This is a genomic window from Streptomyces sp. JJ66 (assembly GCF_019303495.1).
Classification (GTDB): Bacteria; Actinomycetota; Actinomycetes; order Streptomycetales; family Streptomycetaceae; genus Streptomyces.
This window is the reverse complement of the sequence record NZ_JAEVFI010000002.1, coordinates 60,552-83,118: the sequence shown is the minus strand read 5'-3', so window position 1 is coordinate 83,118 and position 22,567 is coordinate 60,552. Positions and strand designations below refer to the sequence as shown.

The 22,567-nt window shown below is 73.6% G+C and carries 20 protein-coding genes; 7 read left to right on the top strand and 13 right to left on the bottom strand.

All coding sequences use genetic code 11. The features are described from left to right. Window positions 1-91: 91 nt before the first annotated feature. The 5 genes from JJV70_RS02375 to JJV70_RS02355 form a co-directional block, all read right to left on the bottom strand. Window positions 92-1,393 (bottom strand): condensation protein, encoded by a 1,302-nt coding sequence (locus JJV70_RS02375; RefSeq protein ID WP_219045844.1) that lies wholly within the window; start codon window positions 1,391-1,393, stop codon window positions 92-94. Further along, window positions 1,390-5,838, bottom strand: coding sequence for an alpha-(1->3)-arabinofuranosyltransferase family protein (locus tag JJV70_RS02370; RefSeq protein ID WP_219045842.1), 4,449 nt, complete (start codon window positions 5,836-5,838; stop codon window positions 1,390-1,392). Before JJV70_RS02370 ends, JJV70_RS02375 begins: the two co-directional genes overlap by 4 nt. Beyond that, window positions 5,822-6,562 (bottom strand): bifunctional 2-polyprenyl-6-hydroxyphenol methylase/3-demethylubiquinol 3-O-methyltransferase UbiG, encoded by a 741-nt coding sequence (locus tag JJV70_RS02365; RefSeq protein WP_219046168.1) that lies wholly within the window; start codon window positions 6,560-6,562, stop codon window positions 5,822-5,824. Before JJV70_RS02365 ends, JJV70_RS02370 begins: the two co-directional genes overlap by 17 nt. Window positions 6,563-6,567: 5 nt before the next feature. Next, on the bottom strand, window positions 6,568-7,827 hold the full coding sequence (locus JJV70_RS02360; protein ID WP_219045840.1) for a glycosyltransferase family 4 protein: 1,260 nt from the start codon (window positions 7,825-7,827) through the stop codon (window positions 6,568-6,570). A 320-nt stretch (window positions 7,828-8,147) separates the two neighbouring features. After that, window positions 8,148-9,095 carry a DUF3068 domain-containing protein gene (locus JJV70_RS02355; RefSeq protein ID WP_219045838.1) on the bottom strand — a complete coding sequence of 316 codons (948 nt, stop codon included), beginning with the start codon at window positions 9,093-9,095 and terminating at the stop codon, window positions 8,148-8,150. Between the two features lie 310 nt (window positions 9,096-9,405). Between JJV70_RS02355 and JJV70_RS02350 the strand changes: the two genes are divergently transcribed. Both JJV70_RS02350 and JJV70_RS02345 read left to right on the top strand, forming a co-directional pair. Next, a complete protein-coding gene (locus JJV70_RS02350) occupies window positions 9,406-10,080 on the top strand; it encodes a hypothetical protein (RefSeq protein WP_219046195.1) in 675 nt (224 codons plus the stop codon). Further along, window positions 10,077-11,291 carry a helix-turn-helix domain-containing protein gene (locus JJV70_RS02345; RefSeq protein WP_219045836.1) on the top strand — a complete coding sequence of 405 codons (1,215 nt, stop codon included), beginning with the start codon at window positions 10,077-10,079 and terminating at the stop codon, window positions 11,289-11,291. Before JJV70_RS02350 ends, JJV70_RS02345 begins: the two co-directional genes overlap by 4 nt. Window positions 11,292-11,383: 92 nt before the next feature. On the opposite strand, the gene JJV70_RS02340 is transcribed toward JJV70_RS02345, so the two are convergent. After that, a complete protein-coding gene (locus JJV70_RS02340; protein ID WP_257573218.1) occupies window positions 11,384-11,839 on the bottom strand; it encodes a MarR family winged helix-turn-helix transcriptional regulator in 456 nt (151 codons plus the stop codon). 106 nt (window positions 11,840-11,945) lie between these two features. Between JJV70_RS02340 and JJV70_RS02335 the strand changes: the two genes are divergently transcribed. Continuing rightward, entirely contained in the window at window positions 11,946-12,956 is a 1,011-nt protein-coding gene (locus JJV70_RS02335) for an NADP-dependent oxidoreductase (RefSeq protein ID WP_219045834.1), read from the top strand. A 104-nt stretch (window positions 12,957-13,060) separates the two neighbouring features. Beyond that, window positions 13,061-13,486 carry an organic hydroperoxide resistance protein gene (locus JJV70_RS02330; protein ID WP_219045832.1) on the top strand — a complete coding sequence of 142 codons (426 nt, stop codon included), beginning with the start codon at window positions 13,061-13,063 and terminating at the stop codon, window positions 13,484-13,486. A gap of 145 nt (window positions 13,487-13,631) precedes the next feature. On the opposite strand, the gene JJV70_RS02325 is transcribed toward JJV70_RS02330, so the two are convergent. Further along, on the bottom strand, window positions 13,632-14,519 hold the full coding sequence (locus JJV70_RS02325) for a GDSL-type esterase/lipase family protein (protein WP_219045830.1): 888 nt from the start codon (window positions 14,517-14,519) through the stop codon (window positions 13,632-13,634). 342 nt (window positions 14,520-14,861) lie between these two features. Here JJV70_RS02325 and JJV70_RS02320 point away from each other — a divergent pair, with 342 nt between their 5' ends. Further along, window positions 14,862-15,356, top strand: a complete 495-nt coding sequence (locus tag JJV70_RS02320) for a DUF3145 domain-containing protein (RefSeq protein ID WP_219045829.1) — start codon at window positions 14,862-14,864, stop codon at window positions 15,354-15,356. A gap of 90 nt (window positions 15,357-15,446) precedes the next feature. Here the strand turns inward: JJV70_RS02320 and fabF are convergent, their stop codons facing one another. From fabF to JJV70_RS02295, 5 genes are all read right to left on the bottom strand, one after another. Further along, on the bottom strand, window positions 15,447-16,712 hold the full coding sequence (gene fabF, locus JJV70_RS02315; protein WP_219045827.1) for a beta-ketoacyl-ACP synthase II: 1,266 nt from the start codon (window positions 16,710-16,712) through the stop codon (window positions 15,447-15,449). Between the two features lie 81 nt (window positions 16,713-16,793). Next, complete coding sequence (locus tag JJV70_RS02310; protein ID WP_219045825.1) at window positions 16,794-17,042, bottom strand: acyl carrier protein; 249 nt, start codon at window positions 17,040-17,042, stop codon at window positions 16,794-16,796. Between the two features lie 79 nt (window positions 17,043-17,121). Next, window positions 17,122-18,135 carry a ketoacyl-ACP synthase III gene (locus JJV70_RS02305; protein ID WP_219045823.1) on the bottom strand — a complete coding sequence of 338 codons (1,014 nt, stop codon included), beginning with the start codon at window positions 18,133-18,135 and terminating at the stop codon, window positions 17,122-17,124. A gap of 14 nt (window positions 18,136-18,149) precedes the next feature. Further along, a complete protein-coding gene (locus tag JJV70_RS02300) occupies window positions 18,150-19,082 on the bottom strand; it encodes an ACP S-malonyltransferase (protein ID WP_219045821.1) in 933 nt (310 codons plus the stop codon). A 94-nt stretch (window positions 19,083-19,176) separates the two neighbouring features. After that, window positions 19,177-20,406 (bottom strand): PucR family transcriptional regulator, encoded by a 1,230-nt coding sequence (locus JJV70_RS02295; RefSeq protein ID WP_374227230.1) that lies wholly within the window; start codon window positions 20,404-20,406, stop codon window positions 19,177-19,179. Between the two features lie 71 nt (window positions 20,407-20,477). Here JJV70_RS02295 and JJV70_RS02290 point away from each other — a divergent pair, with 71 nt between their 5' ends. Further along, on the top strand, window positions 20,478-21,152 hold the full coding sequence (locus JJV70_RS02290; RefSeq protein ID WP_219045819.1) for a pirin family protein: 675 nt from the start codon (window positions 20,478-20,480) through the stop codon (window positions 21,150-21,152). Between the two features lie 50 nt (window positions 21,153-21,202). Here JJV70_RS02290 and JJV70_RS02285 read toward each other — a convergent pair whose 3' ends face one another. Beyond that, the gene (locus JJV70_RS02285; RefSeq protein ID WP_219045818.1) at window positions 21,203-22,015 is read right to left on the bottom strand and encodes a serine hydrolase; all 813 of its coding nucleotides are present in this window, start codon (window positions 22,013-22,015) and stop codon (window positions 21,203-21,205) included. 70 nt (window positions 22,016-22,085) lie between these two features. Between JJV70_RS02285 and JJV70_RS02280 the strand changes: the two genes are divergently transcribed. Then, complete coding sequence (locus tag JJV70_RS02280) at window positions 22,086-22,559, top strand: MerR family transcriptional regulator (protein ID WP_219045816.1); 474 nt, start codon at window positions 22,086-22,088, stop codon at window positions 22,557-22,559. Window positions 22,560-22,567 lie beyond the last annotated feature (8 nt).

Genomic DNA, 22,567 nt, shown 5'->3' with positions numbered 1-22,567 from the left:
GCCGGTGCGGTCACGCCGGCACGCCCCCTTCTCCCGGTGGCCCCGGTGGTCCTAGTGGCCCCGGTAGTCCCGGTGATCCTGGTCGGTGCGGTCACCTCGTCGCCTCCTGCCCGGTGGTCGGCGCGGTCTGGGCGGTCTGGGCCAGGGTGCGGACGAACAGTTCGCCCAGCCGGTGCCCGGCGGCGTCGTCCAGCCGGGTGCGCGACCAGCGCAGCGCCAGCTGGAGCCGCTTGTTGGTGGAGATCGTGGTGACGGCCACGCCGCGCGGCAGCCGGGCGGGCGCGGAGAACCAGGCGGAGGTGGCCCGCCCCGCGTCGCCGAAGTCCATCGGGTAGGGCAGCCGCCCGAGGTTGGACAGCAGGGTGGTGGACGCCCAGGGGCCCGCCGCGTTGCGCAGGGCGCGGGCGGCGGCCGCGCGGACGCCGACCGGCAGCACCGGGGTGGTCAGCAGCGCGCCGCTGCGGCCCAGTTGCGGACGCCGTACCGCTTTGAGCGCGCGGGTGCGCAGGGCGGTGGCGCGCAGCAGGGTCTCGACGGCGCCGGGGTCGCCGTTCAGGGCCGCGTCCGGCGTGCCGAAGGGCACCTCCACCAGCCGGGTGCCGTTACCGATGGGCATGTCCGGGGTGCGGGGGCGGTCGTCCACGGGCATGGTCAGCCGTACCGGGCGGGCGGGCCGGCCGTGCTCGCGGTTCCAGCGGGCGGCCATCAGGCAGGTGGCCACCAGCAGCTGGTCGTTGACGGTGTAGGGGGAGCCCGGCGGGCGGGTGGGCAGCGGCAGTTCGGCGAGGTACATGCCGTTGCCCAGGCCGCGTGCGCCGCTGCTGTGGTCGGCGGCGATGCGCGCCGGACGGGCCCAGGCCCGGTCCGCCGTGGGCGGCGCCTGGGCCGCGCCCGCCGGGGCGGGCCGCACGGGGGCCGGGGCGGGCGCGTTGTCCCGGCCCCCGTACCGCTGCGCGGCCGTCGCCAGGACGCGCAGGCAGGCGGGGCCGTCCAGCGCGGTGTGGTGCAGCGTGGCGACCAGGACGCAGCCGCCCCCCTCGTCCGCGTCCACCACCTCGATACGGACCGGCGGCGAGGAGTCCAGCGGCGGGGCGTCGGTCAGTGCCCGGCGGCGGGCGTCGGCGAGGGTGTCGCCGGGGAAGCGGACCGGGTCGGTGTCGGGCTCGTCGGTCAGCTCCCAGGTGTAGCCCCGGTGCCACCAGCGCACCGGGGCCTGCCGCATCAGGATGCGGGGGTGGTCCGCGAGCGCGTCCCGCACCGCGCCGCGCAGCCGGTCCGGGTCGAGCCGTCCGGGCAGGTGGATCTCGATGTGGACGGTGTCCGGCTCGTACTGCGCCAGGCAGTGCCGGGATATCTCGTCCACGGTCGGGAACGGGATGCGCTCTGTGGTCATCGGGCCGGATCCTCCCGCGTGGTGCCGTGAGCGGTGTCGCCGTGCCCGGCGGCGCCGGGACGGGTGGTGCCGGGCACGGCTGGGCCGGGGGGTGCGGCGTCCGCGCCGGGAGTCCCCTGGGCGGGCACGGCGGGCCGCTGGGCCGGGGCCTGCGTGCGGTGGCCGGGCTGCCCGGGTGCGGGCGGGCTGGCGGCCACGGCGCCCGGTGACGCGGGGAGCCGGGCGGTGTCGTCGAGACCGCCCGCGGTGGCGCCGGGCCGGTGCCGTCCCGGCTCGCGGCGCACGGGCACGGTGACGACGGCGGCCACCAGCGCCAGCAGCGCGAGCGCCTGGGCCACCGGCCCGAAGGCACCCCGGTCCTCGGCGAACCCGGAACCGGCGAACAGCACCGCCACCGCACCGGCGAGCACCATCGCGCCCACCGCGAGCGGCGACAGCAGCGCCGGACGGGCCCAGGCGAGCAGCCCGAGCACCGGCACCACCAGCGCGTACGGCCCGGCCACCAGGGCGAGGACGACGGTGAGCACGACCCCGCCGAGCACCCAGCCCGGGGCGGGCGGCCCGGTGGCCCCAGCCTGCTCGTCCACCTCCCGCCTGCGCAGGAGCGCCAGCGCGGCGAGCACCAGGATGCCGATCACGGCGGCGATCAGGCCGCCGGTGTACCAGGTGGACGGGGTGTACGTCAGCGTGACGGTGCCGCCCGCGCCCTCGGGGACGAGGAAGCCCTGCTGCCAGCCGTCGAGCCGGACCGGGGTCAGCTCCTCGCCGTCCAGCGTCGCCGACCAGCCCTCGTTGACCGCCATGCGGGTGGCCAGGTAGGAGGCCGGTCCGGAGCCGACGGCCACGGTGCGCTCGTCGCCGTCCCACTCCTCGGTGCTGGCCGTGCGGGTGGCGCCGCCGGTCTGGGTGTCACCGTGGGTGAGGGAGAGGCGGACGATCGCGAGCCCGCTCTCGGCGTCGGTGGTCAGGGTGTGCTCACCGGCGTCGAGCTGGAGTCCGCCGTCGCGCACGCCCTCGCCGCACAGCTCGACCGTCACCGGCCGCCGCTCGGTCAGGTCGCGGACGGTGCCGCTCACGCGGGTGTCGTAGGTGCGCTCGCCGACGGTGACGGCGGGACCGTCCCCGCAGCCGAGGGCGAACTCGGTGTCCTTGGCCGGCGGGCCGACGCGGAACTCGTCCAGACCGGGGATGTAGACCTCGTTCAGGCCGACCGGGAGCTGGAGGTCGCCGCCCGCGACGGGGTTGGCGATGGTCAGCGGGGCCGTCTCCAGGACGGTGATCTCCAGCCGGTCGGTCACCATCTCCTCGAACCGGGCCCAGCCGTTGCTGTCCACGGACGTGGTGACCGCGCCGTCCGGGGAGGTGATCTGCACCTTCGCCGGACGGGCCGAGACGCCGCCGGCGGCGGACAGCACCACGGAGTCCACCGGGCGGGCGGCGGGCCAGGCCACCTCCACGACCGGATCGTCACCCGCGATCCACGCCGTGGTCAGGTCGCCGTCCACCAGGTTGCGCGGGCTCAGCGTGATCCCGGTGGGGCTGGTGGACTTCGCCGTCGCGGTGATCCGGTCCAGCCGGCCCGGGGCCACCTCGTTCAGCAGCCGGTCGAACGCCTCGCCCGGCACCGGCAGCGCACTCGCCTCGAAGCGGTACGCGCCGCCCTCGGTGGTGGAGAACTGGCGGGCCAGGCCGCGCTCGCTGCCGACCGGGTTCAGGCCGCCCGGGTCGGCGTTGCGGTGCAGCGAGATGGTCTGTGCCGCCGCCGGTTCGGCACCCTCGGCACCCTCGGCGTCGGCGGGCAGCGACAGCATGCGGGTGACGTCCACTCCCGGCACGGAGATCTCCGCGAAGCCCGCTCCGGTCAGGCCGGGTCGGCGCTCCTCGGTCTCCAGGATCGTCAGCTTCAGCCACTTCGCCGCACCGGCCGGGGCGGCGACGCTCTGCGTGCCGCCGCCCGCCTGGAGCGAGGAGGTCTTCGTGCCCCGGTCGGTGGCGATCTCCACCCGGACCGGGGCCGGGCGCAGCCCGTCGTCCGGCAGCGGGGTCAGCTCGATCGTCTCCGGGATGTCGGTGTCCTCGATGAACTCGGCCCTGATCCACTGTCCGGTGCTGTCCTCCGCGCTGCCCTCGGCCCAGCCCGTTCGCGGGTCGTTGTCGAAGGCGTGGACGGGGTCGAACTGCGGCAGGTGGAACAGCCAGCTGCCGTAGGAGGAGGCGGTGACGGACTTCGCGCCCCGGAAGGTGGCGACCGTCTGGTGCTCCACGCCGTCCACCGGGAGGATCTGCCCCGGCTCCTCGCCCGGGTCCTGGAGGCTGCCGGGCAGGTTGCGGCCCTCGGCGGTGTACGGGAACGAGGTGTTGTTGTTGACTAGGCCGAACCGGGTGTCGGCGCGGCGCAGGCCGTCGGCGGTCACCTGGAGGCCGGGCGCGTCCACGCCGGGGTGGGCGTCACCGGTCAGCACCGCGGGCCGGTCGCGGAACGCGGGGTCGGCCGACAGCGGCAGCAGCGACTCCGGGCCGCCGCTGACGCGGACGGTCCCCTCCACGGGCTGCGCCTCCACCTGCCCGTCCTCCCCGGGCGCGTCTCCGCCCGGCGGCGCGTAGATCTCCACCGCCTGCTGGCGCGGGTAGAAGCCCTGGATCTCGATCGGGGTGTCTGGCGGGATGCGTCCGCCGGTGGTCAGCGGCCCGAAGCCTTCGACCTTCTCGTAACCGGAGGACTCCAGCGCCCGCTTGACCATCTGCGGCGGGACGTAGCCGATCTGGTCCGGGTCCAGGTCGTTGCGCACGACGACGTAGTGCAGCCCGGCGCGGCCGAGGTAGTCGGCCAGGCCCGGCACCTCGCCGCCGCCCATGAGCGCCTGCTCGACGGCGTCCAGCATGCGCCGCTCGCCCGGCGGGCCGAACGGCACGTAGTCGCGCTGCGCCCACGGCGACTCGGCCAGCACGTGCAGCGGCTGGTCGATCGGCGAGCCCCAGGTGTAGACGCCGTGCGCGGTGGCCGGGACGACCAGGGCCCGCGTCTGCGGCGAGTTCTCCTCCAGCCAGCCGGCGGTGTCCTGCCAGTGCTCGGGCAGCTTGTCGAACGCGCCCGGCTGGAGCACCGCACCGGTCAGGTACGGCAGCGCCAGACCCGGCAGGACCAGCAGCGCCGCGAGCGCGGGAACCAGCCGCCCGCCGCCCGCGCGACCGGCGCGGCGGGCACCGCCCTCGCCGGGCTGACCCGAGCGCGCGGTCCGGCGCGCCGCGAGCACACCGGTCAGGTGGGCCAGCCCGAACGCGAGGGCGAGCGCCATGCCGGGCTGGAACTTGTAGATGTTGCGGAAGGGCCGCAGCCAGCCGTCCAGCCAGCTCTGGAAGCCCTCGGCGAAGGGGGCGCCCAGCGCGCCGCCGTACCCGGCGAGCATGACGAGGGTGACGGTGACCAGCGTCAGCAGCAGCCAGCGCCGCTCGGGCATGTCGCGGCGGGCGACGCCGCCGAGGCCGAACGCGGCGGCCAGCGCGGACGCGGCGATGGCCAGCGCCCCGGTGGCCAGCAGCCAGCCGGCCGGCAGCCACGCCTCACCGAAGTTGAGGTAGGCCACCCAGTTGCCCGCGCCGCGCAGCATCTCGAAGGCGGACATGGTGGAGGTGGTGGCCGTCGCCTGCTCGACGTACGGCATGAAGTCCTCGCCGTAGGCGCCGAGCAGCAGCAGCGGCACCACCCACCACAGGGTCGCCAGGATCACGCCCGGTATCCACCACAGCAGCAGCGAGACGCGGCGCCGGCCGGTACGGGTGAGCAGGTACAGGCCCACCGGCAGCAGCGCCGCCAGCGTGGACGCCGCGTTGACGCCGCCCATGAACGGGATCAGCAGCGCCGAGCGGGCCGCGGCGACGCGCGCGGTGGGGGCGGTGCCGTCCAGCCGGGGCACCAGCGGCAGCAGCACCCACGGCAGCACCGCGCCGGGCAGCGCACCGGCGGAGGTGGAGCCGACGATGATGGTGAACGTCGGCCACAGCGCGTAGGCGGCCGCGCCCAGCAGCCGGGTGCGGGAGGTGCCGACGCCGAAGCGCTCGGCCAGCCGCAGCGCGCCCCAGAACGCGGTGGTCACCACGAGCGACAGCCACAGCCGCTCGGCCAGCCACACCGGTACGCCGACGACGTCCATCAGCGCGTAGAACGGCAGCATCGGGAAGAGGTAGCCGATGTACTGGTCGGCGATGCCGCCGAAGCTGGAGGTGTCCGACCACAGGCTGCCCAGCTCGGACAGGAACCGCAGCGGATCGGTGGCCACGCCCAGCTTCGTCTCGAACGTCATCTCACCGGGCGCTGCCACCACGAAGGCGACCAGGACCAGCACGTAGGCGCCCAGCAGCCAGCGGCGGCTGCGGGGCGGCTGCGCGGGCTCCGCCGCCGGACCCACCGGGTCCAGCGGGAGCGTGCGGTCAGTGGTCGTCGTCATCAGGGCACCGCCGGAGGATGAGGAGGAGGTTCCAGGTGGCGATCTCGCGCAGGACCGGGACCCGGGTGATGGCATGCGCCCAGAAGGGCCAGTAACGCGACCGGGCCGCGACGACCTCGACGTCGTCGCGGGAGCGGACGTGGCGCAAGGTGGAGCCGATGTGCACGGCGAACAGGTTGTCGCCCAGGGTGTGCTTGGCCGCGCGGCCGTGGCGCCGCGCGTAACGGGCCCGGGCCCGCTCGTGGCCGAGGTAGTGCCAGGGCGCGGTCTCGTGTCCGCCCCAGGGGGAGTACCAGTTGGTGAAGGAGACGTACAGCAGCCCGCCGGGGCGGGTGACGCGCACCAGCTCGCTGACGAAGGTCTGCGGGTCCGCGACGTGTTCGAGCACGTTGGAGGAGAAGGTGACGTCGGCGACGCCGTCGGCCACCGGCAGCAGGTAGCCGTCGGCCAGCGCCGCGCCCTCGGGCCGCCGCCCGTGCGCCAGCAGCTCGGCCGGGTCGGGCTCGAACAGGAAGGCGCGGGCGCCGCGCCGCCGGAACTCCTCGGTGAAGTGGCCGTTGCCGCCGCCGACGTCGATGACGGTCGCGCCCTTGAGCGGCACGTACTTCTCGACCTGCGCGGCGGCGTCGCGTGCGAGCAGCTCGTAGCAGGTGTAGGGGTCGCTCTGTTCCCTCATGAACGCCCGGAAGAGGGCGGCCGACCGCCGGATGGACGGGTCTTTCACCAGCGTCACCTCGCGGCTCCGCCGACCGGCCGCAGGGCGGCTTCGGCACGCACGGCTCCGGCGCGCGGCGCGACCCCGGTACGCCGCGCGGCCCAGGCTTCGGCGGCCACCTCGCGGAACGCCGCGACGGTCCGGGACCAGCCGAACTCCCCGGCCCACGCCCGCGCGGCGTGCCCCATGGCGGTGCGGCGCGCGGTGGACAGCCCGAGCGTGCACCAGGCGGCGGCGAAGGAGCTCTCACCCCGGGCCAGCACGCCGGTGGTGCCGTCGGCGATCGAGTCGCGCAGCCCGGGGATGTCGAAGCCGACGGCCGGGGTGCCGCGGGCGGCGGCCTCCATGACCACCAGGCCCCAGCCCTCCATCAGCGAGGGGTGCAGCAGCAGCCACGCCGAGCACAGCAGCCGGTGCTTCTCCGCCTCCGGCACATGCCCGGCGAAGGTGACGCCCGGCCCGGCCATCGCCTCCAGCCGCGCCCGCTCGGGACCGTCACCGACGATGACCAGCTGGCCGCCGGTCACCGGCCGCACCCGCTCCCACAGCCGCAGCAGCAGGTCGATGCGCTTGTACTCCACCAGCCGCCCCACCGCCAGAAACAGCGGCTCGGGCGACTTCGGCGCCAGCGGACCGGCGTCCGCCACGCCGTTGTGCACCAGGCGGATGCGGTCGGCCTGGACGCCGATGCCGCGCAGCGCGTCGGCGGTGGAACCGGAGACGGCGACCATGAGGTTGTCCCGGTGCGTGCGGGCCAGCGCCCAGTGCTCCAGCCGCTGGCCGAGCCGGGCGGCGGGCGCGGGGTAGCGCATGCCCCACAGATCGGTGTGGACGTGGTTGACGAAGCCCAGCGTGGGCCCGCGGTGCCACAGCGGCGCCAGGTACGGCATGCCGTTGCAGACCTCGACCAGCAGGTCGGCGTCCCCGACCTGGCGGGCGACGGTGCGCGGTGCGCGCAGGAAGTGCGCGGCGTCACCGCCGGCGGAGACCACACGGTAGTCCCGGCGGGCAGCCGGACCGCCGCAGACCAGGGTCACCTCGTGCCCGTGGGCGGTGAGTCCGGCGGCGATCTTGTCGATGAGCAGTTCGGAGCCGCCGGCGGCCGGGTTGTCCAGGTCACGGCGGGCGAGGAAGACGATGCGACGGGGGAAGCGGTTCGCGGAGACGGCGAACGCGTCAGCCTGAGGGGTGGCGGCCGCCATATCCGTGGCGGCGGACCGCTGCGGGGGGACGGAGGCGGCGTGGGGGGCCACCGAGGGCACCTGCTGGGGCATGGGCGCTCCACTCGTGTGAGGGGTGCGGTGGTGGACGGTGCTACTGCGGGGTGGGCGGTGCTGCGATGCTTCCGGGCGGGTGTGCGCGGGGAGGTGGCCGCGTGTCGCGGCGGGGACCGAGTGCCGTGAGCCGGGGGCGGTGGCTGGCGTTCGGGAGGCTTCAGTGTTCGCCGCCGCGTTCGATCGGGCTACTCACGCGGATGACAATTTCGGCCCGAACTTACCGGCGGGTCCTGTCACGACCGCCCGCGCGCCCCGGCTCCCGGCTCGCGACGCTGTGCGCCGCGTCACACGTGGGTCACGTCTCCATCACGCATGCGTCACGGCTGGGGTTCCCGGCGTCCCCGCACGACCAAGAACCCGCCGGCGCCGGTGAGGACCACCCCGGCGATGGCCGCGCCGACCGGCGCCGTCGTGCCGACCAGGCGCAGCTTGCGGCTGTCCGCCGAGGCCAGGTCGATCTGGCTCTCGATCGTCTCGTCGGTGAAGGTGAGCGCGTCGCTGTACAGGAGCGTGACCTGGGGCTCCTCGCCGCCGGGCGCGCGCAGGGTGATGTCGGGGGCGCTGGTGGCCTTCAGGATGCGTCCGGTGGTCTCATCGACGACGAGTTCGATGTTCTCGTTGGCGTACCACTCCTCGGCCATGACCTGCGGCGCGTCCACGCCGACGAGGACGCCGGGCACCTGCCGCGTGTCCACCTGCGTGGGCGCCACCTCGCCGGTGAAGCGCAGGCCCTCGTAGCCGTCGAGCTTCACCCGCTTGTCGAACTCCATCGTCACGGTGTCGCCGAGCGTGTTGTCCCACCAGCGGTAGCTCCGCTCCCGCACATCGAAGGGGAACTTCAGGTACGCGTCACCGCTGAACTGGGTCGGCGCCTCGTCGCAGCAGTGCACCGGCTTGTTGGTCTCCCGGTCGGTCACCCAGCGCTCGGTGGTCCACTGGAACGACTTGCGCGGATCGTCCAGCTTGAGAGTGTCCGGGGTGTCGATGGTGACGGAGACGTCCCAGACCGCGACGTCGTTCTCCGTGCTGACCGCGACGTTGCCCAGCACCCGCCGGGTGACGGTGAGCTCCTGGTCCTCCCTGGCCGAGACCGAGCCCCGGTCGAAGTACGTGCCGGTGCCGGTCATGACGGTGGTCGTGTTCACATCCACCGGGGTGCGCTTCGCGCGCGGCTCCACGTAGAACGCCAGCATCGGCGCGAGGACCAGCAGAAACACGCCGAGCCCCAGCAGGGTCAGCGACAGGGGTGAAGCGGAACGGCGCATGTCAGGTGCTCCCGGAAGAGGTGGGTGGTGCGCGTTCGATCGACGTGCTAGCGAGCGCGACAGGGTGCCGATGGGTGCCGAGGACGTGCTCAGTGCGTGCGGTGCTGTGGGACGCGCTGCGCGCGGAGCAGGTGGCGCTCCACCGCGCGGAACGGACCTGACCCGCGCTTGATGTCGCGGCAGGCCCTCTGGGCCGGTGACGGTAAGCGAACCCTTGACAGCGAGTCAATGCCTATCCAAACTCGCAAGTAACCGGTGTCGGGGGCGACAGCTGGTGCCTTGGCAGCTCTGCAGAGAGGTCCCCCGCGCCATGCACAGACTCCTCACAGCCGGTCTGACCTGTGCCGCTTCCGCGCTGCTCGCGGTCGGGGCCGGTGTGGGCATCGTGGCGATGCTGCAGGCCACCCCGGAGCAGCCCAACGTGCCGCTGGTGCACTTCTCCGAACACGAGCCCCGGGAGTCGCAGGCCCCGTCACCCTCCGGAAGCGCCGGACCGTCCGACCCGGACGCCGAGCCGTCCGGGGAGGCTGAGCCGTCCGGGGAGGCTGAGCCGTCCGCAGGGGCCGAGAGCGCCGGTGCCGGAGAGGGCGCGCCCGCCGACGACGACGCCGGAGCGGGCCAGCAGCCGGGCGCCGACGCGCCCGGTGCGGACGCCGCACCCGGCCCCGGTGACGACGCGCATGCCGCCGGTGACTCCCGCGACGGCGACGGCGACGGCGACGGCGACGGCGACACCAGCGTGCTGGCCGCCGCTCCGGCCGCCAGGCCGTCCGCCGACCGCCCGGAAACACCGTCCGGCGGCGACTCCACCGGTGACGGCGGCTCCGGCGGCGACCCCGCGGCCGGTTCCGGTGACGGCGACCGCGCGGGGGACTCGCCGGATGCCAGCGGTCCGTCCGGTGACGACAGCGTCGGCCCCGCCGAGTTCGTCGTACGCGGCCTGCTCGGCCCGGCCTTCGGCCTGCTGGGTGGCGAGCGGACATGACGGCCACGGTGCGCTCGGCGTGGAGTGTGGTCCCGGCCGCCCAGGTGGAGGCGTTCACCGAGCGGGCCCGGGCCGACCTGCCCGGGCTGGCCACCGAGATCCTCCGGGAGATCCGCCGCGAGCATCCGGAGCTGCCGGTCATCCTGGACGAGAGCACCGGCGAACCCATGTCGCTCATCGGTATCCGCCGGGCGCTGGAGCACTTCGTGGAGCATCTGGCCACCGGCCTGGGCACGCCGCACGTGCATCCCGAGGTCTTCCAGCAGTTCGGCCGTGGTGAGCTGCTGGGCGGCCGGAGCCTGGACTCGCTACAGGCGATCTACCGGCTCGGCGTGCGCATCGCCTGGCGCCGGCTGACCGAGATCGGCCAGGAAGCGGAGATCCCGGCCCCGGCCATGTACGAGCTGGCTGACTCGGGGTTCCAGTACCTGGACGGCCTGGTCGCCGAGTCCGTGCGCGGGTATGCCGAGGCCGCCGCCCGCCAGGCGGGGGAGCGGCTGCGGTTGCAGCGTCGCCTGCTGGACCTGCTGCTGGACGAGGGCGCGCACGACGGCCAGCTGGAGACGGTGCTGGCCGAGCGCGCCGCCCGCATCGGCTGGCCGGTGCCGCAGTCGGTCGCGGTCGCGGTACTCGTTCCGCCCGCCCGGGAGGCCGTGCCCCCGGCGGTCGGCCCCGAGGTGCTGCTCGACATGGAGCGGGAACAACCGCTCATGGTCGTGCCCGAGCCGGACGCGGCGGGTCGTGGCGAGCTGCTGCGCCGCGCCACGGCTGGCTGGTCGGGCGCGATCGGCCCGCCGGTTCCGGTGGCCGGGGCGGCGAGTTCGCTGCGCTGGGCGCAGGCGGCGGTGGCGCTGATGGAGCGGGGCCTGCTGCCCGCTGGCGGCCTGCTGGACTGCACCGAGCACACCGAGGCGCTGGTGCTGCTGCCGCCCGAGGAGCTGATCGACGACCTCGGCCGCAGGCTGCTCGCGCCGCTGGAGGAGTGCGGTCCCACCCATGCCCGGCGGCTGGCCGAGACGCTGCTGGCCTGGCTGCAGACGCGGGGCGGCGCGCCGGAGGTGGCCACCCGCCTGGGGGTGCATCCGCAGACCGTGCGCTACCGGCTGCGCCAGATTCGCGAGATGTGGGGCGAGGCCATTGACGACCCGGACCAGCGCTTCGAGCTGGAACTGGTGCTGCGCTCCCGCCGCCTGCGCGGCGACCTGACCTGAGGGCGGTACGCCACCGCCCGCCCGGGCGCGTGCCGCGCCGTACGGGGCCTGTCCGTGCGGCGCCCCGTCGTCCGGCGCCCCGTCGTCCGGCGTCAGAGCGCGGCGGGTTCGGTGCCGCCGTCCAGCATCCGGTGCAGCAGGTCGCGCAGGGCGCGCCGGTCGGTCTCGGCCAGGCGGCCCAGCGGTTCCCGGGCGAAGTCGCCGAGGGAGTCGCGCAGCTCGGTGGCCGTCCGCAGCCCTTCCGCCGTCGCCGCCGCCAGCTTCACGCGCCGGTCGGCCTCGTCCGCGCGGCGCTCCACCAGGCCGCGCGCGACCAGCCGGTCCACGATCCCGGTCACGTTGGACGGCTCGCATTTCAGCCGGTCCGCCAGGCGCCGCATTGGCGTCGGGCCGTAGGCGAGCAGCGCGAGCACCCGTGCCTGGGCGCCGGTCAGTGCGTAGTCGGCGGCGGCGCGGTCGTAGTCGTCGTGGTACCGGCGCACGACCTCGCCCAGCAGCTCCACCACCTCGCAGGTGAGTGCGTCGGCCCGGGGCGTTCGGCGTGTCATGGCCGCCAGCATAGCCAGCGCGGGCACGTATTTGACAACATGAAACATCTAGGTGCAGTGTTGTTTCAGTTCATGAAGTAAATCTTTGAGAGTCCGAGGAGCTGAGATGAGCCTGCCCACCACCGGCCGCGCCTGGCACCTGACCGCCCGCCCGGACGGCTGGCCGACGCCGGAGGACTTCGCCCTGCGCGAGGAGCCCGTCCAGGCTCCCGGGGACGGCCAGATCCTGGTGCGCAACCTGGCCATGTCCGTGGACCCCTACATGCGGGGCCGGATGAACGACGTGAAGTCCTACGTCCCGCCGTTCCAGCTCGACCGCCCCATGGACGGCGGCGCGGTCGGCGTCGTCGTCGCCTCTGAGGCCGACGGCTTCGCGCCCGGCGATCACGTGCTGCACTTCCTCGGCTGGCGCGAGTACGCCACGCTGGAGGCGCGGCACGCGGAGAAGGTGTCCGCCGACCTCGCACCGCTGACCAGCTACCTCGGCGTCCTCGGCATGCCGGGCCTGACCGCCTACGCCGGGCTGCTGGAGGTGGCGTCCTTCCGTGAGGGCGACGCCGTCTTCGTCTCCGGCGCGGCCGGTGCCGTGGGCAGCCAGGTGGGCCAGATCGCCCGCCTGAAGGGCGCCTCGCGCGTCATCGGCAGTGCGGGATCGGCGCAGAAGGTCAAGCTGCTCACCGAGGAGTACGGCTTCGACGCCGCCTTCAACTACAAGGACGGCCCCGTCGCCGAGCAACTGGCCGCCGCCGCGCCCGAGGGTATCGACGTCTACTTCGACAACGTCGGCGGCGACCACCTGGAGGCCGCGATCGAGCGCCTCAACGTGCACGGCCGCGCCACCCTGTGCGGCATGATCTCCGGCTACAACGAGCCCGTGCCCGGCCCGGCCAACCTCATGCTCGCCATCGGCAAGCGGCTGCGCCTGCAGGGCATGCTGGTGGGTGACCACGACGCGCTGAAGCCGCGCTTCGTCGAGGAGACGGCTGCCTGGATTGCCTCGGGCGAGCTGAAGTACCAGGAGACGGTCACCGACGGCATCGACAACGCCGTGGACGCCTTCCTCAGCATGCTGCGCGGCGCCAACACCGGCAAGATGATCGTCCGCCTCGCGCACTGACGCCTTCCTTTACGGCCGATTCACCGGACAGGCCCTAGACTCGTGCCCGCCGGAGGGTCGTGGGCGCGAGCTCCCGGTAACGCTTCCCATCAGGAGGAAACCGTATGTCCATCCAGCCCATCGACGTCCTCTACACCGCCGTGGCCACTGCGGAGAACGGCCGGGACGGCAAGGTCGCCAGCGACGACGGCAAGCTCGATGTCGTCGTCAACCCGCCCAAGGAGATGGGCGGCAGTGGCGCGGGCACCAACCCGGAACAGCTGTTCGCAGCCGGTTACAGCGCCTGCTTCCAGGGTGCGCTCGGCGTCGTCTCCCGCAAGGAGAACGCCGACATCTCCGGCTCGACCGTCACCGCCGAGGTCGGCATCGGCAAGACGCCCGAGGGCGGCTTCGGCCTGAAGGTCGTCATCAAGGCGGCCATCCCGAACGTTGACGAGGCCACCGCCCGGGACCTGGTGGAGAAGGCGCACCAGGTGTGCCCCTACTCCAACGCCACCCGGGGGAACATCGAGGTCACCCTCTCCGTCTGACGCGGTCAGACGGAGACCGGCCCAGATCACCGGAAGGCCGCCCGCACCCGCGGGCGGCCTTCCGCCGTTCCCGGCCCCCCGGCTCCCGCGCTCCCACGGCCTTCGCCCAGGCAGCGGGTGGCCACCCGGCGCAACGTTCACGCCACTACGGGCGCTGAGCCGACGTCACCTGAGCGTGCGCCAGGTCGGCGAGCGCGGCCTGGCCCTGCTCGCTGGGGTGGAACCAGTCGTACGGGCTCACCTCGGCGGCGGTGAACGCGTAGTCGTGCACCGCGCCGCCGTCGTACCGGCACAGCGCGTCGGCCGTGCACGCCTCGCGCAGCACCGTGTTGTAGGCGTCCACCCGCTCGGCCACCTGCGCACGCCGTTCGGTGGCGGCATCGTCGGTGGCGGCGGGGTCGCGCAGCATGGTCGGGCAGACGCCGAACTCCCACACCCGGGTGGCCAGCACGTTGTCCCGGCCGATCGTCCACAGGCGTTCCAGGTCCGGCACGCTGGCCACGTAGACCTGGGTGTCGGGCGACTGTTCACGCAGCGTGGTCAGCGCCTTGGTGAAGTCCGCCCGGAACTCGTCCACCGGCGTCATCGCCTCCAGCTGTGGCGCGCAGGCGTCGTTGGCGCCGACGAGCACGGTGACCAGCTCCGGGTCGTGTGCCGCCGCCCGCGCCGCCTGCCCCGGCAGGTCAGCCATCGTGGCCCCGGCCACCGCGTAGTTCCAGGCGTTGCCCTCGCGCTGGGGGAGCAGCCGGTCCGCCAGACTGCTCACCCCCGCCCGGGTGCCGGTGGCCCAGGACGCCTCGGGGCAGTCGGCGAGCAGGGAGCAGGAGTCGTAACCGGTCGTGATCGAGTCCCCAAGTGCCGCGATGCTCTCCGGGCTGGTGTCCCAGGCGAGCGCGGGCGAGGGGAGGCCGGGACCGTAGGACGCGCGGGCATCGGGCTCGCTGGGGTCCGCGCCGCACGCGGTGACCGTGCAGGCCAGCGCGAGCAGCGCCGCCGGCAGGATGCGGCTTCGCACTCCTCCACCACGCGCCATCGCCAGTCCTCCTCGTTCGTCCCGCTCCCGCACCGGGCGGCGCCGCGCGGCCCGGTGCGTCCGACGGTACGGGATCGCGCCGGGGATCGGCGTCCCCGGGGCGAGGCGGTGAGGTCCGAGCGGGCGGCGGGGAACAGGAGTCGTCACTTACGGCACGTCATATGACGCCCATTATGAGGAGAATGACCATGAATGGTGTTTACTGTTCGTAACCCAAGAGCTGGTGGTCACGTTGGTGATGGGGAAGAATGTCAGGCGCCGGGCCGGTGCGCGAGCGCCCCTGGCCGCAAGCGACACGAGGCCGCCGGCCGTGGCGGGTCTCGAACCGCACGGGAGGTCCCGGTGACGACACGTGGCGTTCTGTTCGTGCACTCCGCGCCGCGCGCGCTGTGTCCGCACGTCGAGTGGGCGGTAGCGGGGGTGCTGGGCACCCGCGTCAACCTCGACTGGATCAAGCAGCCCGCCTCGCCGGGCACCTGGCGCGCCGAGCTGTCCTGGCAGGGCGCGCCGAGCACGGCGTCCCAGGTGGCCTCCGCGCTGCGGGGCTGGCACCTGCTGCGCTTCGAGGTGACGGCCGAGCCGTGCGCCACCGCCGAGGGCGAGCGCTACAGCTCTACCCCGCGCCTGGGCATCTTCCACGCCGTCACCGGCCTGCACGGTGACATCCTCATCCCCGAGGACCGGCTGCGCGCCGCGATGGACCGCGCCGCCCGCGGGGAAAGCGAGCTGGCCGCCGAGCTGGACCGGCTGCTGGGCAAGCCGTGGGACGACGAGCTGGAACCCTTCCGCTACGCCGGCGAGGGTGCCCCCGTCCGCTGGCTGCACCAGGTCGTCTGAGCGCCACCTGAGGCCGCACCCGGCGAAGGCCGCACCCCTGTCGCGGGGTGCGGCCTTCGCCGGGTGCGCCGGGTGCCGCCCGGGTCTGCCTCAGACCGTGCGGAACGCCAGGACGACGTTGTGTCCGCCGAACCCGAACGAGTTGTTCACCGCCGCGATCGTGCCCTCGGGCAGCGTCCGCGCGGAATCCCGCACGATGTCGGCGTCCACCTCCGGGTCGAGCTCCTCGACGTTGATCGTCGGCGGGGCGAGGCGGTGGTGCAGCGCCAGGACGGTGGCCACCGTCTCGATGCCGCCCGCGCCGCCCAGCAGGTGGCCGGTCATGGACTTGGTGGCGGAGACCGCCACGTGGTCCAGGTGGTCGCCGAGAACCTTGCGCAGCGCCTTCACCTCGGCCACGTCGCCCAGCGGCGTCGAGGTGGCGTGCGCGTTGAGGTGCACGAGCTGCTCGGCCTTGGTGTCGGTGGTCTCCAGCAAGTGCTGCAGGGCCGCCGAGATGCCGCGTCCGGTGGGCTCGGGCTGCGCGATGTGGTGACTGTCGGCGGACAAGCCCTGGCCCAGCACCTCGCAGTACACCCGCGCGCCGCGCCGCTGGGCGTGCTCGGCCGACTCCAGCACCACCACGCCCGCGCCCTCACCGAGCACGAACCCGTCGCGCGCGGTGTCGTAGGGGCGGGACGCCCGCTCGGGGGCGTCGTTGTTCTTGGACATCGCCATCATGTTGGCGAACGCCACCACCGGCAGCGGGTGGATCGCCGCCTCGGTGCCACCGGCCACCACGACGTCCGCCCGGCCGGAGCGGATCATCTCGACGGCGTACCCGATGGCCTCGGCGCCCGAGGCGCAAGCGCTGACCGGCGTGTGCACACCGGCCTGCGCGTTGACCTCCAGGCCCACGTTGGCCGAGGGACTGTTGGGCATGAGCATCGGCACGGTGTGCGGGGAGACGCGGCGGACGCCCTTCTCCTTCAGCACGTCGTACTGGTCCAGCAGCGTGGTGACGCCACCGATGCCGGAGGCGACGACGGTGCCGAGCCGGGCCGGGTCAAGACCGGTGTCCGGCTCCCCGGCGGCGGCGGGGAAACCGGCGTCGGCCCACGCCTCCCGGGCCGCGATCAGCGCGAACTGCGCCGAGCGGTCCATCTTGCGGGCCTGCGGCCGGGGCAGCACCTCGGTGGGCTCGACCGCCACGCGGGCGGCGATCCGGACGGGCAGCTCGGCCGCCCAGTCCTCCGTCAGTGCCGCGATGCCCGACCGTCCGGCGGTCAGGGCCTCCCACGTCGATGCGCTGTCGCCACCCAGCGGTGTGGTTGCGCCGATACCGGTGACGACCACGGTGCGATTGGTCGTGTTCACGGAATTCCTGTCTCCACGGGTTGAGGGTTGCGAGGTGCCACCCGGGGGCCGGGTGGCGACAGACGCGTCACCGAACGGGCGTCAGCCCTGGTGCTGCACGATGTAGTTGACGGCGTCGCCAACGGTCTTGAGGTTCTTGACGTCGTCGTCGGGGATCTTGACGTCGAAGCGCTCCTCGGCGGCGACGACGACCTCGACCATGGACAGCGAGTCAACGTCCAGGTCGTCGGTGAAGGACTTCTCCAGCTTGACGTCCTCCTCGGGGATGCCGGCGATCTCGTTGACGATCTCGGCGAGACCCTTGACGATCTCTTCCTGCGTGGCGGCCATGGTGGCGCTCCTTTTGGTGTATTGCGCTTTACGTGGGTTGCGGTGCGAGAACCGGCCGCGTGACCGGCTGCGATACCGACTAGGGGAGAGTAACGACCGTCGCCGCGTACACGAGACCCGCCCCAAAGCCGATGACCAGCGCGGTGTCACCGCTCCTGGCCTGACCGGTCGCCAGCATCCGCTCCATGGCGAGCGGGATGGAGGCGGCGGAGGTGTTACCGGTGGTCTCCACGTCCCGCGCGACGGTGACGTGCTCCGGCAGCCCCAGGGTCTTGACCATCGAGTCGATGATCCGCAGGTTGGCCTGGTGCGGAATGAAGACGTCCAGGTCCGCCGCGCTGATCCCGGCGGCGTCCAGCGCCTGCTGAGCCACCTTGGCCATCTCGTACACGGCCCAGCGGAAGACCGTCTGGCCCTCCTGCCGGATCGCCGGGAACTTCCCGACCTGCTCGGCCGGGGTGAAGCGGTAGACGTCCCAGGGAAGCGTCTGCGTGATCGTCTCGTGCTTGTCGCCCTCCGAGCCCCACACCGTCGGGCCGATCTCCGGCGTATCGGACGGGCCGACGATGGCGGCGCCCGCGCCGTCCCCGAACAGGAACGCGGTGGAGCGGTCGGTGAGGTCGGTCAGGTCCGACAGGCGCTCGACGCCGACGACCAGCACATGGCGGGCGCTGCCCTCCACGACCAGGCCCTTGGCGATCGTCAGGCCGTAGCCGAAACCGGCGCAGGCGGCCGAGATGTCGAACGCGGCGGCCTTGCCCGCCCCGAGCCGGTGGGCGATCTCGGCGGCCACCGAGGGGGTCTGCTTGAAGTGCGAGACGGTCGAGATGACCACCGCGTCAACGTCCTGCGGGGTGAGGCCGGCGGCGGCCAGCGCCTTCCCGGACGCCTCCAGAGACATCTGTGTGACCGTCTCCTGGGAACCGGCCCAGTGCCGGGTGGCGATGCCGGAGCGCGAGCGAATCCACTCGTCGGAGGAGTCGATGTGCTGGAGGATCTCCTCGTTCGGCACCACCCGGTGTGGGCGGTAACCGCCCACACCGACAATACGCGCGTACGGGGAGCCCTGGGCGGGCTTGATCTTCGCGGGCATGGGCTCGGGCTCCTTTACCGGGCGGTGCCGTGCTCGGCGATCAGCTCTCGGGCCGCGTCGAGCTGGTCGGGGGTCTTGAGCGCCAGCGTTCGCACTCCGGGCAGCGCGCGCTTGGCCAGCCCGGTGAGCGTGCCGCCCGGGCAGAGCTCGATCAGCGCCGTCGCGCCCAGCCGCCCGAACGTCTCCATGCACAGGTCCCAGCGCACGGGGCTGGCGACCTGGCCCACCAGGCGGTCCACGAACTCGGCGCCACGGGGGACGAGCTCGCCGTCCTTGTTCGACACCAGCCGGTGCCGCGGCTCGCCCACGGCGACGCCCTCCACCGCGTCCCGCAGCGCGCCCACGGCCGGAGCCATGTGCGCGGTGTGGAAGGCCCCGGCGACCTTCAGCGCCCGTACCGCCCGGGCACCCTCGGGCTTGTTCTCGCCCAGCGCGGCCAGCTGCTCGGCCGTGCCCGCCGCGACGATCTGCCCGGCGCCGTTGATGTTGGCCGGGGTCAGGCCCAGCGAGTGCAGGTGGGTGACGACGGCGTCGGCGTCGCCGCCCAGCACGGCCGACATGCCGGTGTCAGCTTCGGCGGCGGCCTGGGCCATCGCCTGCCCGCGCCGGGTCACGACGGCCATCGCGTCCCGCTCGCTGAGCACGCCGGTGACCGCGGCGGCCGTCAGCTCGCCGACACTGTGCCCCGCGACCGCGCCGAGGAGGCCCGCGTCCGTGCCCTCCAGCAGGGCGCGGGCGGAGAGCAGGCCCGCTGCCACCAGCAGCGGCTGTGCCACCGCCGTGTCGGTGATCTCCTCGGCACTGGCCTCGGTGCCGTAGTGCACGAGGTCGAGACCCGTGACCTGCGACCACTCCTTGAGCAGGTCGGCGACACCGGGGAGTTCGAGCCAGGGGTTCAGGAAGCCGGGCGTCTGAGCGCCTTGGCCTGGGGCGACGAGTACGAGCACCGTTCCACCTTCTCGTGAGCTGGGAGGTCCGCGCCGGTGGGGACCGAGACGAAGAACATAGGGGGGAATTGTGGACCCTGCACAAAGACGCGCGTCAAGGGCGGCTGAGCGGCGCCCCGTCGGTGAGACGGCCCAGAATCAGCGCGATACGCAGGGTGAACGCCGAACGCACGTCTGATGGCGACCAGCCGGTGACGTCAGTCACACGACGCAGCCGGTAGCGCACGGTGTTGGGGTGAACGAACAGCATCCGCGCGGCCCCTTCCAGACTGCTCGCCTGCTCCAGGTAGACGCTCAGCGTCTCCAGCAGCGCGGAGCCCGCCTCCTCCAGCGGTCTGTAGATCTCCTCCACCAGCAGGGCACGCGCCGTCGGGTCTGAGGCCATGGCGCGCTCGGGCAGCAGATCGTCCGCGAGCACCGGACGCGGCGCGTCCGGCCACGCCGCGCACGCGCGCAGCCCCGCCGCGGCGGCCTGCGCCGAGCGGGTCGCCGACAGCAGGTCGCCGACCACCGGACCCGCCACGACCGGACCCGGCGCGAACGGCCCGATCAGCGACTTCGCCGCCTTGAGCGGGTCCTCCGCGCCGCCCGCCACCACGACCAGGCGGTTGCCCAGCACCCCCGTGAGCACCTGGAGCTTGGCGTACCGCGCGGCACGGCGTATGGCCTCCACCGTCAGCTCGCTGTCGCCCTCCGGGGCGTTGCCCAGCACCACGCACACGTGGTCCGGGGCGTTCCAGCCCAGCGCGGCGGCCCGGGAGACCGCGCCCTCGTCCGCCTCGCCGGACAGCACCGCATTGACCACCAGCGACTCCAGCCGCGCGTCCCACGCGCCACGCGCCTCGGCCGCCTGCGCGTACACCTGCGCGGTGGCGAACGCGATCTCCCGCGCGTAGACCAGCAGTGCCTCCCGCAGCACCGCCTCGTCGCCCGGCGCCGCCACCTCGTCGATGGCCGACTCCACCACCTCGATCGTGGTGCGCACCATCTCTACGGTCTGCCGCAGCGTGATCGCCCGGGTCAGCTCGCGCGGGGCGGTGCCGAAGACGTCCGTGCTGATCGCGCGCGGCGCCTCCGGGCGCCGGAACCACTCGGTGAACGCCGCGATGCCCGCCTGTGCGACCAGGCCGATCCACGACCGGTTCTCCGGCGGCATGGCGCGATACCAGGACAGCTGCTCGTCCATGCGCGCGATCGCGGCCGCCGCGAGCTTGCCGGAGTGCTGCTGCAAGCGGCGCAGCGTGGCCGCGTGCGGGTGGTCCGGCACGGGGTTCGGGTTCGGGTTCGCGTTCGGGTCCGGGGAGGTCTCAGCGGGTTCGGGCACGGCACAAGCCTGCCTCATGTCCGCCCCGCCCCGGGACCTGCCCCCGCGCGGACCACCGCTACCGTTACCGCATGCTGGACGTGCGCAGGGCTGAGGACCGGTACCGGGGCGGTGAGGCGGACGCGGGCATCGACACCCGGCACGCCTTCTCCTTCTCCGGCCACTACGACCCGGACAACACCGGGTTCGGCCTCCTCGTCGCCTGCAACGAGGAACGCCTCGCGCCGGGAGCGGGCTTCGCCACCCACCCCCACCGGGACCTGGAGATCGTCACCTGGGTGGTGGACGGCGCCCTGACCCACACCGACTCCGCCAAAAACGCCACCGTCGTGCGCCCCGGTGACCTGCAGCACCTCAGCGCGGGCTCCGGCGTCCAACACAGCGAGCGCAACGCCGGTCCGGGGCCGCTGCGGTTCTGGCAGATGTGGCTGGTCCCCGGCACCTTCGGCGCGCCGCCGCGCTACGACGTGGTGCGCGGCATCGCCGACGGCACGCCCTACCCGCTGGCCCGGACGCGGGCGGTGCTGCACGTGCGCCGTCTGGTGGCCGGTGCCCGCACGGCGCTGCCGGACGCACCGTGGGTGTACGTCCAGGCCGTCCGTGGCGAGCTGTCCCTTAACGGCGCGCCGCTGCACCCCGGCGACGCCGCCCGGGTGCCCGCCGCCGTCGGCCTCACCGCCACCGCGGGCACCGCCGGAGCGGAGTTCCTGACCTGGGAGATGCACGCCGAACCCACCTACGGCTGACCCCGGCCGCCGCGCCCGGATTCGTCCGGCGTCACCCCGGGCAGGTGGCGTCAGCCCAGCTCGGAGAGGACCGCGTCGGTGAACGGGGGCCAGCACTCGATGGCCCAGTCACCGAAGGGCCGGTCGGCCAGGGCCACGCAGGCCGCGCCCGCGACCGGGTCCACCCACAGGAACGTGCCCGCCTGGCCGAAGTGTCCGAACGTCTGCGGCGAGGACGCCGAACCCGTCCAGTGCGGGGACTTCGTGCCCCGGATCTCCAGACCGAGCCCCCAGTCGTTGGGCGACTGGTTGCCGTACCCCGGGAGCACCCCGCGCAGACCGGGGAACTGCACGGAAGCGGCCTCGGCCACCGTGCGCGGGTGGAGGAGCCGCGGGTTCAGCAGCTCCGTGGCGAACCGGGTCAGATCGGCCAGCGTGGCAAAGGCGTCCTTGGCGGGCGAGCCGTCCAGCTCCGTCGCCGTCATGCCCAGGGGGTCGAGCACCGCCTGGCGCAGATACTCGGTGAACGGCATCTCGCATGCCTTGGCCACGTGGTCGCCCAGCGCCTCGAACCCGGTGTTGGAGTAGATACGGCGGGAGCCGGGCTCGGCCATCACCCGGTCCTCGTCGAACGCGAGCCCGGAGGTGTGCGCGAGCAGGTGGCGAATCGTCGCGCCCGGCGGCCCGGCCGGATCGTCCAGCTCCACCGCGCCCTCCTCGACGGCGACGAGCACCGCGCAGGCGGCCAGCGGCTTGGTCACCGAAGCGAGGGCGAAGCGCCGGCCGGCCGGACCGTGGCTGCCCGCCACCGTGCCGTCCGCCCGGACGACGGCGGCGGCCGCCGCCTGAACCGGCCAGTTGTCGATCATCCGCAGGCTCTCCATGGCCCCGAGCGTACGGGACGGCCGAAGCCGCCTTGCCTGGAGCGCACTCCAGCGTTCTAGCGTTCCCCTCATGAGCGTGCTCGACGAGACAGCCCCCGGAGCCCGGCCCGGCACCCGCCACGAGGCGTGCCGGACGGCGGAGGTGCCCCACCGCCGCCCGGACGGCGCCGACGGCTACGCCATCAGCGAGGTGTCCCAGCTCACCGGGCTGAGCGCGGACACCCTGCGCTGGTATGAGCGCATCGGCCTGATGCCGCACATCAACCGCTCCCACACCGGCCAGCGCCGCTTCACCAACCGGGACCTGGACTGGCTGGAGTTCGTCGGCAAGCTGCGCCTGACCGGGATGCCGGTGGCCAGCATGGTCCGCTACGCCGAACTGGTCCGCGCGGGGGAGCAGACCTTCCCCGAGCGGCTGGAGCTGCTGCGGGCCACGCGCGCGGACGTGCTCAGCCGCATCGCCGAACTCCAGGACACCCTCTCCGTGCTCGACTTCAAGATCGACCTCTACGCGAACGGCGCCCCCGCGCCGGAAGGACAGTGAAGAACCAG

Excerpts from the sequence above, each read along its gene's own strand:
- JJV70_RS02340 (WP_257573218.1), bottom strand. The coding sequence starts at position 11,839 with ATGACACGCCGAACGCCCCGGGCCGACGCACTCACCTGCGAGGTGGTG.
- JJV70_RS02345 (WP_219045836.1), top strand. The coding sequence starts at position 10,077 with ATGACGGCCACGGTGCGCTCGGCGTGGAGTGTGGTCCCGGCCGCCCAG.
- JJV70_RS02375 (WP_219045844.1), bottom strand. The coding sequence starts at position 1,393 with ATGACCACAGAGCGCATCCCGTTCCCGACCGTGGACGAGATATCCCGG.
- JJV70_RS02285 (WP_219045818.1), bottom strand. The coding sequence starts at position 22,015 with ATGGAGAGCCTGCGGATGATCGACAACTGGCCGGTTCAGGCGGCGGCC.
- JJV70_RS02280 (WP_219045816.1), top strand. The coding sequence starts at position 22,086 with ATGAGCGTGCTCGACGAGACAGCCCCCGGAGCCCGGCCCGGCACCCGC.
- JJV70_RS02360 (WP_219045840.1), bottom strand. The coding sequence starts at position 7,827 with ATGCCCCAGCAGGTGCCCTCGGTGGCCCCCCACGCCGCCTCCGTCCCC.
- JJV70_RS02350 (WP_219046195.1), top strand. The coding sequence starts at position 9,406 with ATGCACAGACTCCTCACAGCCGGTCTGACCTGTGCCGCTTCCGCGCTG.
- JJV70_RS02355 (WP_219045838.1), bottom strand. The coding sequence starts at position 9,095 with ATGCGCCGTTCCGCTTCACCCCTGTCGCTGACCCTGCTGGGGCTCGGC.
- JJV70_RS02325 (WP_219045830.1), bottom strand. The coding sequence starts at position 14,519 with ATGGCGCGTGGTGGAGGAGTGCGAAGCCGCATCCTGCCGGCGGCGCTG.
- JJV70_RS02330 (WP_219045832.1), top strand. The coding sequence starts at position 13,061 with ATGTCCATCCAGCCCATCGACGTCCTCTACACCGCCGTGGCCACTGCG.
- JJV70_RS02310 (WP_219045825.1), bottom strand. The coding sequence starts at position 17,042 with ATGGCCGCCACGCAGGAAGAGATCGTCAAGGGTCTCGCCGAGATCGTC.
- JJV70_RS02305 (WP_219045823.1), bottom strand. The coding sequence starts at position 18,135 with ATGCCCGCGAAGATCAAGCCCGCCCAGGGCTCCCCGTACGCGCGTATT.
- JJV70_RS02335 (WP_219045834.1), top strand. The coding sequence starts at position 11,946 with ATGAGCCTGCCCACCACCGGCCGCGCCTGGCACCTGACCGCCCGCCCG.
- JJV70_RS02290 (WP_219045819.1), top strand. The coding sequence starts at position 20,478 with ATGCTGGACGTGCGCAGGGCTGAGGACCGGTACCGGGGCGGTGAGGCG.
- JJV70_RS02370 (WP_219045842.1), bottom strand. The coding sequence starts at position 5,838 with ATGACGACGACCACTGACCGCACGCTCCCGCTGGACCCGGTGGGTCCG.